Annotated in this window: 9 protein-coding genes; 4 read left to right on the top strand and 5 right to left on the bottom strand. The window is 42.6% G+C overall.

All coding sequences use genetic code 11. The annotated features are described in order from the left end of the window. The first annotated feature begins 184 nt into the window (after nucleotides 1–184). Nucleotides 185–1,384 carry a TlpA disulfide reductase family protein gene (locus tag Q1W14_RS15900; RefSeq protein WP_300703144.1) on the top strand — a complete coding sequence of 400 codons (1,200 nt, stop codon included), beginning with the start codon at nucleotides 185–187 and terminating at the stop codon, nucleotides 1,382–1,384. A 19-nt stretch (nucleotides 1,385–1,403) separates the two neighbouring features. Here Q1W14_RS15900 and Q1W14_RS15905 read toward each other — a convergent pair whose 3' ends face one another. Both Q1W14_RS15905 and Q1W14_RS15910 read right to left on the bottom strand, forming a co-directional pair. Beyond that, nucleotides 1,404–2,696, bottom strand: coding sequence for a PAS domain-containing sensor histidine kinase (locus Q1W14_RS15905; RefSeq protein ID WP_300703146.1), 1,293 nt, complete (start codon nucleotides 2,694–2,696; stop codon nucleotides 1,404–1,406). A 15-nt stretch (nucleotides 2,697–2,711) separates the two neighbouring features. Continuing rightward, nucleotides 2,712–4,118: a sigma-54 dependent transcriptional regulator gene (locus Q1W14_RS15910; RefSeq protein ID WP_300703148.1), complete on the bottom strand. Its 1,407-nt coding sequence runs from the start codon at nucleotides 4,116–4,118 to the stop codon at nucleotides 2,712–2,714. Nucleotides 4,119–4,359: 241 nt separating this feature from the next. Here Q1W14_RS15910 and Q1W14_RS15915 point away from each other — a divergent pair, with 241 nt between their 5' ends. The 3 genes from Q1W14_RS15915 to Q1W14_RS15925 all read left to right on the top strand — a co-directional run bounded on the left by Q1W14_RS15915 (nucleotide 4,360) and on the right by Q1W14_RS15925 (nucleotide 9,324). Next, entirely contained in the window at nucleotides 4,360–6,789 is a 2,430-nt protein-coding gene (locus Q1W14_RS15915) for an ABC transporter permease (RefSeq protein ID WP_300703150.1), read from the top strand. 55 nt (nucleotides 6,790–6,844) lie between these two features. Next, the gene (locus Q1W14_RS15920; RefSeq protein WP_300703152.1) at nucleotides 6,845–7,522 is read left to right on the top strand and encodes an ABC transporter ATP-binding protein; all 678 of its coding nucleotides are present in this window, start codon (nucleotides 6,845–6,847) and stop codon (nucleotides 7,520–7,522) included. A 131-nt stretch (nucleotides 7,523–7,653) separates the two neighbouring features. Then, the gene (locus Q1W14_RS15925) at nucleotides 7,654–9,324 is read left to right on the top strand and encodes a formate--tetrahydrofolate ligase (protein WP_300703153.1); all 1,671 of its coding nucleotides are present in this window, start codon (nucleotides 7,654–7,656) and stop codon (nucleotides 9,322–9,324) included. 99 nt (nucleotides 9,325–9,423) lie between these two features. Here the strand turns inward: Q1W14_RS15925 and glyA are convergent, their stop codons facing one another. The 3 genes from glyA to Q1W14_RS15940 form a co-directional block, all read right to left on the bottom strand. Continuing rightward, nucleotides 9,424–10,704 carry a serine hydroxymethyltransferase gene (gene glyA, locus Q1W14_RS15930; RefSeq protein WP_300703155.1) on the bottom strand — a complete coding sequence of 427 codons (1,281 nt, stop codon included), beginning with the start codon at nucleotides 10,702–10,704 and terminating at the stop codon, nucleotides 9,424–9,426. A 126-nt stretch (nucleotides 10,705–10,830) separates the two neighbouring features. Beyond that, entirely contained in the window at nucleotides 10,831–11,604 is a 774-nt protein-coding gene (locus Q1W14_RS15935; RefSeq protein WP_300703157.1) for a porin family protein, read from the bottom strand. 6 nt (nucleotides 11,605–11,610) lie between these two features. Continuing rightward, the gene (locus Q1W14_RS15940) at nucleotides 11,611–12,195 is read right to left on the bottom strand and encodes a flavin reductase family protein (protein WP_300703159.1); all 585 of its coding nucleotides are present in this window, start codon (nucleotides 12,193–12,195) and stop codon (nucleotides 11,611–11,613) included. Between the last annotated feature and the right edge of the window lies 1 nt (nucleotide 12,196).

The following is a 12,196-nucleotide window of genomic DNA, read 5'->3' on the forward strand; positions in this document are numbered from 1 at the left end:
TAAGTTCATACTTATAGGAGTGTGAGCCTACGCTAGTACAAGTGTAAATTTAAGCAGTTGCATGTGTTTTACCTTCTTGTTTTGGGAATATGGAAAGTGTAACAAATTATAAAATAGAATATGGTATAGCCGTAATATACGTACTTTTAGTAACTTGCCTTCCATTATAATAATACTGTGAAATATGAATAAGAAAGGATTTATTGTTTGGATACTTCTTTTAACGGCAAGCATCTGGGCGCAAGCACAAGGAATCTTTGTGATAGAAGGACTAGTGAAGAATGTAAAACAAGGAGTTCGCTTAGAATTGTACCGGATGGAAGGAGGGGTAGGCAATGTCATTGCTGTTGATACCTTGCGAGGAGATACTTTTCGCTTCGAACAGCCGGCGCTGGGGCAGGAAATAGATCGCGTAGGGTTAATGATTATAGATGGCAACGTATTTAATATAGGACTTGACTTATGGGTTAAAGCTGGCACTCATATTCGTTTGAAGGGGGAAGACATGAATATTTATACCTGGAAAGTAGAGAATGATAATCCTCTTCAAAAGACACGACAACTTTTTGTGGATGATTCTTACGATTTATGGAATCTTATTCAAGAGACCCGTATGGACTATATGCGCCTTAGGCGTACTTATGAAAAGAAAGAACTTACTGAGGAAGAAAAGGCATGGGTTCTCTCTTTACGTGATAGTTTAGAACGTAAAGAGGATGAGTTGATTATACGTATTTCTGCCAATGATATAGCCCGCATGAAGCAATTGCCGATTGATGAAGTGTGGATGCAGAAACTGATGGATTTGGCAGTGAGCGTAAAATCCACAAAGAATTTTCCTTATCGCAAAGAAGTGGAGCTGCTTTACAACATGCTATCTGATGAACAACGACAGACTCAGCAAGTAATGGATATTGAAGCTTATTTGGCGCCTCCCGAGTCAGTGTCACTTGTAGAAAAAGCTGCGGACGGTGATTTATTCGACTTGCAGGGACAAGTACATCATTTATCCGATTTTAAAGGTAAATCGGTCTTAATAGATTTCTGGAGCCGCGGATGTGGACCTTGCCTCATGGCATTGCCAGAGATGGAGGAAATCAGCAAGAAGTATGAAAACAGTTTAGTCTTGGTCAGCCTGAGTATAGATGACAAAACCGGTTGGGAGATAGCTTCGAGACATCATAAGATTACCTGGTGGAACTTGAACGATTTGAAAGGACAACATGGGATCTATGCCAAATATACTTCAGGCTCTATTCCCCGTTACGTCTTTTTATCTTCCGAAGGAGAGGTGGTTGAAATGTGGTCGGGTTATGGAAAAGGCAGCTTGAAACTTAAAATGCAGGAATTGTTGAATACGGAGAAGAAAGGAGATAAGCTTTAAATGAATAATAATTGCAAGGTTATATTGAAGGAAACAGCAACGTAAACGTACTCCCTTCTCCGGGCTTCGAACTGGCAGTTAGATTACCATTGTGTTGGTGCATAATCTGCCGGGATATAGTTAGCCCGATGCCCGAACCTGTGGGTTTGGTAGTGAAGAAGGGAACGAAGATACGTTCCAGTACATCTGGCTCGATGCCGGTTCCGTCGTCCGTTACTCTTAGATAGGGCCGGTTAGCGGAAGAGATGCCTGCGGAAAGGGCGATATGCTTCGCCTCGTTTTCGCGGGCATTCTTTATGAGGTTGATAAGGATTTGCTCAATCAGACTCTTATCGGCAATAAGTTTCAGGGGAGACGGAGACAAAGATAGAGAAAGATCATTGCAGTCGTTTTGCATCAGTTGCAGGACATCTTGCAGAAGTTCTCCGGCTGTATGTAGTTTCAAGACAGGCTGAGGTAAGTGGGATACTTCACGGTAGTTACCCATAAAATGTACCAATCCATTGCCGCGTCGATTGATGGTTTGGAGCATTTGGCGAATGTCGGATTTGGTGGTTTCATCTCCGTCCAGTTCATCTATCTGTTTCGAAAGTAGTTCGGTAAGAGAAATAACGGGAGTGATGGAATTCATTATTTCGTGCGTCAGTACACGGATCAATTTCTGCCAGGATTCTGTTTCCTGGGTATCGAGGGCAGAATGTATGTTCTTCATACTGGCTATGATAAGCCGCCTGCCTTGAATGGTGAACTCCATACCCGATAGTGCCATCTGTATGGTTTCATCCTTTTGATGTATTTGCAGAATAGAAAGGTCTCCGGCTTTTAGTTTGCGAAGTCGTTCGGGCAGTTCGGGGTGAAGGGATTCTATGTCGCCGAGTCGCTTTGCGGCTTCGTTCATCCATTCCATCGTACCGATGGGAGTATAAACCAAGATTGCGATGTCTATGTGATTGGCAAGTGCCTGAAAGTATTGCAAACGGCTTTCTTTCTTCTGAAGAGTATGACGGTAGTGCTCTAGCGCATTTTGCATCTCTTCCAATAACTCAGCTGGGAGGGATTGCTGGCTCTCTTTTCCTTGTACCGGTGAGGACTGGAATTCAGAATAACGAATCGACCAGATGAATTGTGCCATAAAGTGAGCGGATCGTAGGAGGTAGCGGTAGATAAGCCAGGCTACAGTTAGTGTCAGAAAGGAAGCGACACATAGGCTGATATAGAAACCGTGCAATGCAAGCCATGCAGTTGCAAAGCAGCATAGTAGCAGTGCTACAGTCAGTAGGAAAGGTGTCTTTGTCCAATGTTGTATCTTCATAACTCTTTTGATATATTATAATCCGAATTTTTCAATCCTCCTGTAAAGCGAAGTTCTGGTAATTCCCAGCATCTCGGCTGCTAACGTGATGTTTCCGCCACAGATGCGCAGTACCTCGTTGATGTTTTCCCGTTCCATCCGCTCCAGATTGTATCTCTCTTTTTCGGAGACGGCTCCTTGCGGCTGACGGTTGTGCAGGCTAAAATCTTCAGCTGATAGCAAACTACCTGTAGAGAGGATTACCGCACGCTCGATGGCGTGTTCCAATTCGCGCACATTGCCCGGCCAGCGATAGAGTTGCATCTGTTTGCGGGCTTCTTTTGAAATGCCTCGCAAGTCTTTCTTGTATTTCTTCCGATAGCGTTGCAGAAAAAAGTCGGCAAGTAAAAAGAGATCATTACCCCGTTCGCGAAGTGGAGGAATACGGATTTCAATGGTATTGATGCGGTATAGCAAATCCTGACGAAACTGCCCCTTGTCGATAGCTGCATATAAATCGGTATTTGTAGCACAAATCAACCGCACATCCACAGGATAAGAATCAGTGGAGCCTAAACGCGAACTTCTTCTTTGCTCAATAACAGAAAGTAACTTTGATTGAAGGGGCAGGTTTAAGTTACCGATTTCGTTGAGGAACAATGTACCGCCGGATGCAACTTCCACTCGTCCGGGCTTGTTTTTATGTGCATCGGTAAAAGCTCCTTTCTCATACCCGAAGAGCTCGCTTTCAAATAATGTCTCGGGAATGCTGCCTAGGTCGATAGGTACATAAATTTCTTTCTTCCGAGGCGACTGTTCATAGATGTATCGGGCTATCAAGTCTTTTCCTGTTCCATTTTCTCCCAATAGCAGGAGGTTGGCATCAGTATCCGAGCATTTTCGGATCGTCTGGAATATGGCATGCATGGCTGCCGATTCACCGATAACATGAGCAGGCTCAAGAGCGGAAGAAAGGACTTCGGTTTGTTCTTTTAGAGTTTCTTGCTGTTGTTTCAGTTTCTCTTTCTGTTTGGTGAGGGTTTCTACTTCGCAACGGCTGAAACTGAGTTGCAGAGCGGAGGATATGGTTGCCAGAAGTTTATCATTCTGCCACGGTTTAGGGATAAAGTCTGTAGCACCTTGCTTGATGGCTTGCACGGCTTTCTCGGTATCGGCATAAGCTGTGATAAATATCACTACTGCTTTCGAGTCGAGCTTTAATATTTCTTCCAACCATTGGAAACCTTCTTTTCCGCTTACTGCATCGCGCCTGAAATTCATGTCTAGCAGAATGACATCAAAGCGGGTACGTGAAATAAGCGGCAATAATTCTCGGGGATCGGAAAGAGTGGTAATGCTTTCTGCCAATGGGCGCAAAAGCATCTTCAAAGTAAAAAGGATATCTTCGTTGTCGTCTACAATCAATATTTTGCCTCGTTTCATAGCAGCTGTTATTAGTAGGATAGGAGCAAAGGCAGTTCAGTCTAACTTTACTTTTGCAAAGATAGGCAAATATTCTGAAATCAGAGTGTACGATACCGTGCATCTGGTGTACGATATCGTGCGTTTTTATTGATTTAGGTTTTATTCAAGTATTTGAAATACAGAAGAATTATGTTTTGGTATAATTATTGCAAAACTTTCGTATAACGAATTGTTCATTGTCTTCATAAAATAGTAAACTATGATAAAGCATTACATCAAAGTAGCTCTTCGGCTTATCAAGCGGAGCATGTTGTTCTCTTCCATCAATATGCTGGGTTTTGTGTTCGGCATGACAGCGGCATTCCTTATATATCTGTGGGTGGTGAACGAACTGACCTATGAAGATTATAATCCAGATGCTGATAGAATATATAGAGTGGTAGAAGTTTACCGGAAGGAAACGGGAGAAATAAAAGAATCTCCCAGTACAATTATTCCTTTAGTTGAAACTTTCAGAAAGGAATTTCCGCAAGTGGAAACAGCCACTATCATCAAGTATGAAAATGAAGCTACCATTGAGAATAGTACAGGCAAAAGTATTTCGGGGCTTCAAGCGTATGCCGATACTGCTTTCTTCAAAGTATTTACATTCGAGGTGGTAGCAGGTGATCTTGCCGATATGAAAAGGTGTGATTTTTGTATACTTTCCGAACCATTTGCAATCAAGCTATTTGGCAGTACTGTAGCGGCGATCGGTAAAAAGGTAAAGTTACCTTCCGATTATCTATATAAACTTGAACCCAGACCGGTAGTTGCTGTTGTCAAGATTCCCCCTAAGTGTCATATTTTTTTTGATGTACTATTTGATATCAATGGAGTGTGTGCTTACACAAACGGAATGCATTTCAACTCAATGGCTAACCGTGAACATCACCAAGTATATGTGAAGATGAAACAAGGTGACGAAGGTAAAATGTACCAGAAAGAGCATAAGGAGATGAGCCAGGTACTAAGCAAATTGGGGGATAAGAATACTCTTGTCCGTTTCCAGCCCATCAAGGATATTCATTTGAAAACAAACTTTCCAGATCCAGATATAAAGAATCACGGGAGCATGGCAAGTATTTATTTGTTTGTCGGTTTGGCTGCTTTGGTCATCTTCATGGGTGCATTCAACTTTATGACACTTTCTACCGCTAGGGCCTCTCTACGTTATAAAGAAATAGGCGTGCGCAAAGTTACGGGTGCTAAGCGGAAAACATTGATTACACAATTCTTGTCCGAAAGTATAGTACAAGCAGTTATCTCATTAATGCTGGCTTTGGCATTGACGGAGCCGATGCTTCCATTCTTCAATAGGGTAATGAATGCAAATATATCGTTGAGCCTGAGTTGGAGTATCTTATTTTACATCCTCTTTGGCATTATTGGAGTAGGGTGTATTGCAGGCAGCTATCCGGCATTCTACCTTTCGTCCATCAATCCGCTCATTGCTTTTAAAGGCGGACAAAAGACGGGTCAGAAAGGCGGATTAATAAGAGGGCTTGTATGCATACAGTTTGTAATCGCTATTTTCCTGATGATCGTTACAATGACTGTTTATAAACAACTGCATTATATGCAGAATAAAGATTTGGGGCTAGACAAGGAAAACATCGTAGCGGTATATACCAATCTGTGGTATGATGTCGGCGCCTTCAAACAGGAACTCATGAAGAATCCTGTTATTAAAAGCGTAGCAATGGGAAGTTCTATAGGCAACTTTTGTGAAAGCGGAGAATGGAAAGACGGAGCTATGACAGGCTGGACGGATATAGACGGAAAAGAGAACTCCTTGAAGATGTTAGCAGTCTTTACAGATGCTGACTTCTTAAAAACTTTCGATCTGAAACTGATTAAAGGTGAACTGCCGGATGATGATTATGATAACTACTGGGGAGGCGGAGGCTATCAGCGTACAGTGGTAATCAATGAAACAGCTTGGAAAGCCATGAAGATGGCTGATCCCATAGGGACGGAATTCCGGTTCACGGAAGGATGGGGCGGGGATTTTACTTTTCGTATTGTAGGTATTGTAAAAGATTTCAATTTCCAGTCTCTACGTGAGCAGATAAAACCTGCTTTCATTTGCTATAACCCCGAACAGATAGAATATCTATTTATCAAGATTGCACCCGAACGTCGGCAGGAGACTTTGAAGTTCATTCAGCATAAGTTTGAGGAAATGGCACCTTTGTTTGTTAAAGAGTTCCGTTATCAATATTTCTCCGACGCTCTGAACAAGAACTATACTAAGGAACAACAGCAAAGTCGCATGCTGCTCTTCTTCACAGTACTAGCCATTGTAATAGCTATGATGGGAGTATTCGGATTGGTTTCCCTCTCTACGGAGCAACGAACCAAGGAGATAGGCATCCGGAAAGTAAATGGTGCGCATTCCGACTGTATTGTGAGGATGTTCTGCCGGGAATACCTCAAATGGGTGGGCATAGCTTTCGTCATAGCATGTCCTTTAGGGTATTTCTTCATGCAGCGTTGGCTCACTGAGTTTGCTTATCAGACTTCTATCAGTTGGTGGTTATTTGTACTGGCAGGAGTTCTTATCGGAGGAATTACCTTATTAACCGTTATTTGCCAGACGTGGCGGAAAGCTTCGCAGAATCCAGTGAAGTCATTGCGTTACGAATAGATTCAAAATAATATACTCATTATTAAAATCAATCATTAAACTAAATATCCATATTATGATAAAGACAATTGGACTCAGCAAAATATTCCGCACCGAAAGCGTGCAGACTACTGCCTTGAACGAAGTAAGCCTCGATATCAATCAAGGCGAGTTTATAGCTATTATGGGACCATCCGGCTGCGGAAAATCCACCTTATTAAATATACTGGGCTTGCTCGATAATCCTACTTCGGGAGAACTTTGGTTCTTAGATCAAGAAGTATCCCGTTTCTCCGAAAACAACCGTACCGATCTTCGAAATGGCAACATCGGTTTCGTCTTCCAAAGCTTTAACCTTATTGACGAACTCACTGTTTTCGAAAATGTAGAGCTTCCACTTCTCTATGCCGGAGTCTCCGTCCGAGAACGAGCCGAACGTGTGAACAAAGCTTTGGAACGAATGCAGATCGCCCACCGTACCGAACATTATCCTCAACAATTATCGGGCGGTCAGCAACAACGTGTGGCAATAGCCCGTGCCATTGTTACTAACCCCCACATTATCCTTGCAGACGAACCTACAGGTAATCTGGATTCAACCAATGGTAACGAGGTAATGTCACTATTGAAAGAGTTGAATGACGATGGCGCCACAGTTGTAATGGTTACTCACTCCGAAGATAATGCTCGTGAAGCCAAACGCATTATCCGCATGATGGATGGGTGCATTTTGACCGAAAGTACCAGAATATAGCAAGAGACAAGTAGTGCTATTAAAATAATGTTTGTTTTTTTATTATTGTTGAACGAAGGAGTTATAACCTTTTTTTATTAATTTTGCAACTTTTCGAAAATCGGAGTTGTTACTTTAAGAAAAGACTAGATATGAAATCAGACATTGAAATAGCTCGTAGCATAGAGCTGAAGAAGATAAAGCAGGTTGCAGAAAGTGTAGGTATCCCACGTGATGAAGTAGAAAACTATGGACGTTATATCGCTAAGATTCCCGAGTATCTGATAGATGAGGAGAAAGTAAAGCAAAGTAACTTAATACTGGTAACTGCTATTACTGCAACTAAAGCGGGTATTGGAAAGACAACCGTCTCCATCGGTTTGGCTTTAGGATTGAACAAGATAGGCAAAAAAGCGATTGTTGCTTTGCGTGAACCTTCTCTCGGACCTTGCTTCGGTATGAAAGGTGGTGCGGCAGGTGGTGGTTATGCTCAGGTGCTTCCCATGGAAAAAATCAACCTGCACTTTACAGGAGATTTTCATGCCATCACTTCGGCGCACAATATGATTTCAGCTTTGCTGGACAATCATCTCTATCAGCATCAGGCTGAAGGTTTCGGACTGAAAGAGATTATCTGGCGACGTGTGCTCGATGTGAACGACCGCTCCTTGCGTAGCATTGTTACCGGCTTAGGACCTCGCAGTAACGGAATTACCCAGGAGTCCGGCTTTGATATTACTCCTGCATCCGAAATCATGGCAATTCTCTGTCTCTCGAAAGATCTTAACGACTTACGCCGTCGCATCGAGAACATAATCCTCGGTTTTACATACGATGATAAACCCTTTACTGTAAAAGATTTAGGTGTAGCCGGAGCTATTACTGTTCTGCTGAAAGATGCCATCCATCCTAACTTGGTACAGACTACCGAAGGGACGGCTGCTTTTGTTCATGGCGGACCGTTCGCAAATATAGCACATGGTTGTAATTCCATACTTGCTACCAAGATGGCAATGACTTTTGGCGATTACGTAATAACAGAAGCAGGTTTCGGTGCCGACTTGGGTGCGGAGAAATTTTATGATATCAAATGTCGTAAAAGCGGTTTACAGCCTAAATTAACTGTGATTGTTGCCACTGCGCAAGGATTGAAAATGCACGGTGGTGTAAGCCTTGATCGTATTAAAGAACCTAATATGGAGGGTTTAAGAGAGGGCTTCAATAATTTGAATAAACATGTGCGCAATCTTCGCTCGTTCGGGCAGACAATTGTAGTTGCATTCAACCGTTTTGCTAGTGATACGGACGAGGAAGTGGATGCAATCCGTCGCCATTGTGAAGAGAACTTACAGGTAGGCTTTGCCATTAATAATGCTTTTACAGAAGGCGGTGAAGGTGCTGTGGATTTAGCTAATCTTGTAGTAGAAACCATTGAGAAGAATCCGTCTGCTCCTTTGCAATATGCATACGCGGAGAGTGACTCTGTATCGCAGAAAATAGAGAAAGTAGCTTGCAATTTGTATGGTGCCAGTGTGGTAACTTATAGCAGTGCTTCGCGCAAGATGATGAAGATGATCGAAAAAATGGGAATTGCCCATTATCCGGTTTGTATTGCTAAAACTCAATATTCATTCTCTGCTGATCCAAAGATATATGGTGCAGTCGATAACTTTGAGTTCCATATCAAAGACATCGTTATCAATAATGGTGCTGAAATGATAGTAGCTATTGCCGGTGAAATACTTCGTATGCCGGGCTTGCCTAAAGTACCGCAAGCACAGTTTATCGACATTGTAGATGGCAATATAGAAGGGCTGAGTTAATTGAGAATTGAGAATAAAAAAATAGGCTGCGCATTGATACCAATCATGCGCAGCCTTTATTTTGTGAGAACTATTATTTTTTGATTCTCAATTCTCAATTTAATAAGCAAACAACGGATATTTCTCCATTGTCTTACCTACACGTGCACGAACTTCTGCAATTACTTGTTCGTTTTCTACGTTAGAAAGAACGGTTTCAATCATTTCGGCGATCTCTTGCATTAAATCTTCTTTAGCACCACGAGTCGTGATAGCAGGAGTACCCAAACGGATACCTGAAGTTTGGAAAGCAGAGCGGCTATCAAACGGAACCATATTCTTATTTACGGTGATATCAGCAGATACCAATGCTTTTTCAGCTACTTTACCGGTCAAATCAGGATATTTGCTACGGAGGTCAACCAACATAGAGTGGTTATCTGTACCACCGGAAACGATAGTAAAGCCGCGGTCTATCAAAGCCTGTGCCAATGCAGCAGCATTCTTTTTCACTTGCTTGGCATATTCTTTCCATTCCGGTTGAAGGATTTCACCGAAAGCTACTGCTTTGGCAGCAATAACGTGTTCCAACGGACCACCTTGGATACCGGGGAATACGGCTGAATCGAGCAATTGAGACATCATCTTGATTTCACCCTTCGGAGTAGTCTTGCCCCATGGATTGGGAAAATCTTTACCCATCATGATAACACCACCACGAGGACCACGCAATGTCTTGTGAGTAGTAGAAGTTACGATATGAGCATATTTAACGGGGTTATCCAGTTCGCCGGCTGCAATAAGACCGGCAGGATGTGCCATGTCGATCATCAATAAAGCACCTACTTTATCAGCAATTTCGCGCATGCGCTTGTAATCCCATTCGCGGGAATAAGCCGAACCACCACCAATAATCATTTTCGGTTTCTCACGCAAAGCAACTTCTTCCATTTGATCGTAGTCTACGCGACCGGTTTCTTGGTTCAAGTTATATTCGCACGGAGTATAGATAATACCGGAAGTATTTACTAAAGAACCATGAGAAAGGTGTCCGCCATGTGCAAGGTTCAATCCCATGAACTTGTCACCCGGGTTGAGTACTGCAAGGAATACGGCTGCATTGGCTTGTGCACCTGAGTGCGGTTGTACGTTTGCCCATTCAGCGCCAAAGATTTCTTTCAGGCGGTCAATGGCAATTTGTTCGCTTTGGTCTACTACTTCGCAACCACCATAATAACGCTTGCCGGGATAACCTTCGGCGTATTTGTTGGTGAGGCAGGAGCCCATAGCCTGCATAACTTGGTCACTTACAAAGTTCTCTGATGCAATCAGTTCAATGCCTTTGAGCTGACGTTGATGTTCTTTTTCGATGATGTCGAAAATTAAATCGTCTCTTTTCATTATTGCTTACTTAGATAAGTTTGATTAATCTGTGTTTCCTTATTAAGCGTACAAATTTAAAGGAAATAAATGAATAAATTGAAAGAAAATCTGTTTTTTTGGTTAACAATTTGCTGTGTCGAAGCTTTAGAAGAATACCCCTAAAGAAAAGCTAAGTACATTGTCATGCCGGTGGAATCGGATTTCGTTGTTGGTGTCGGCCTCGTTGATGGTATTCCCGCTTGAAGGAACATCGTATGAAACCTGCTTGGAGATATTATGCAAACCGATGTCGTAGCGGAAATCAAAAAAGATACGTGATATGGTTACTGCAACACCCGCCGTAATACTGAGGTTCAGCGGACGTAACTGTTCTTTGATATTCTGCTGATCGAAGTTCTCAAAAGTCACTTTACTTTTTTGTGCCCAAATATAACGTATCTTAGGACCGCCAAATATAGCAAGGCTGTAAGGACCTTCCTTGATAATGTTATAACCGTAGATTACAGGAACATCAATACTATGGATAGACGAAGTAATGGAGGCTTCTGCCGGTATAGCGCCAACAGGGGCATCATCCGGCAGAGGCTTTTCGAAGGTGATATTGCAACGGTTGATATTATAAGATACCTCCGGTTGCAAGAAATGACGTTCAACGTTTATCCGCATAAAAACGGAACCGAAATAACCTATCTTATAATTATTCTGTACTTCCTCGATGGCAACACCATTTACACTGAAATTGGAAACCAGGAATAAGGAAGAAGTAAAACCACCTTTGACGCCAAAATTTGCAGAGCGTTCTTTCCGTGTTTTAGGGTGGTCATCATCGTAAGTACCGGGGACTGAAGGATGCTGTCCCCACATCATTGCAGAGAATGTCAACAACCCCATACAGATAATAATTAGTTTACGTCCCATCCTTATTTATAGTCTTGCTGCCTTATTATTTCTTTTTTCCACTGACCAGCCGAATTTGCCGATTTTCTCACCTAATTCATAATATCCACCGTGCACATATACCAAAGGATTGGTTTCTGCCAATTCCAGTTTTCCGTTTTCCGGATTCAGATTGTTTGTATCGGCACGAACATTCACCACGTCGGCTATGAACATGTCGTGTGAACCAAGGGCTACAATCTCCTTCACCCGACATTCGATGCAAAGCGGTGATTCTTCGATGAGGGGTGCACTAACTACGGTACATTTACCCGGGGTGAGGTTCATTTCTTCAAACTTATTGTAATCCTTTCCGGAGCGAACACCGCACCAGTCAGTAGCACGAGCCATATCTTTGGTGGTAAGATTGATGACGAACTCCATATTCCGTTTGATAATGTCGTAGGAATGGCGTTCAGGGCGTACGGAAATATAGCACATGGGCGGGTTCGTACAAATCGTCCCCGTCCATGCTACAGTCAGTATGTTAAATTCCTCCGGAGTGCTTCCGCAACTTACCAGGACAGCAGGTAACGGATAAATCATTGTTCCGGGTTTCCAATCTTCTTTCATA

The organism is Bacteroides sp., from assembly GCF_030151085.1.
GTDB lineage: Bacteria > Bacteroidota > Bacteroidia > Bacteroidales > Bacteroidaceae > Bacteroides.

What these genes read in the sequence shown, in the direction of transcription:
- Q1W14_RS15900 (WP_300703144.1), top strand. Translation starts at nt 185, where the DNA reads ATGAATAAGAAAGGATTTATTGTTTGGATACTTCTTTTAACGGCAAGC.
- Q1W14_RS15905 (WP_300703146.1), bottom strand. Translation starts at nt 2,696, where the DNA reads ATGAAGATACAACATTGGACAAAGACACCTTTCCTACTGACTGTAGCA.
- Q1W14_RS15910 (WP_300703148.1), bottom strand. Translation starts at nt 4,118, where the DNA reads ATGAAACGAGGCAAAATATTGATTGTAGACGACAACGAAGATATCCTT.
- Q1W14_RS15915 (WP_300703150.1), top strand. Translation starts at nt 4,360, where the DNA reads ATGATAAAGCATTACATCAAAGTAGCTCTTCGGCTTATCAAGCGGAGC.
- Q1W14_RS15920 (WP_300703152.1), top strand. Translation starts at nt 6,845, where the DNA reads ATGATAAAGACAATTGGACTCAGCAAAATATTCCGCACCGAAAGCGTG.
- Q1W14_RS15925 (WP_300703153.1), top strand. Translation starts at nt 7,654, where the DNA reads ATGAAATCAGACATTGAAATAGCTCGTAGCATAGAGCTGAAGAAGATA.
- glyA (WP_300703155.1), bottom strand. Translation starts at nt 10,704, where the DNA reads ATGAAAAGAGACGATTTAATTTTCGACATCATCGAAAAAGAACATCAA.
- Q1W14_RS15935 (WP_300703157.1), bottom strand. Translation starts at nt 11,604, where the DNA reads ATGGGACGTAAACTAATTATTATCTGTATGGGGTTGTTGACATTCTCT.
- Q1W14_RS15940 (WP_300703159.1), bottom strand. Translation starts at nt 12,195, where the DNA reads ATGAAAGAAGATTGGAAACCCGGAACAATGATTTATCCGTTACCTGCT.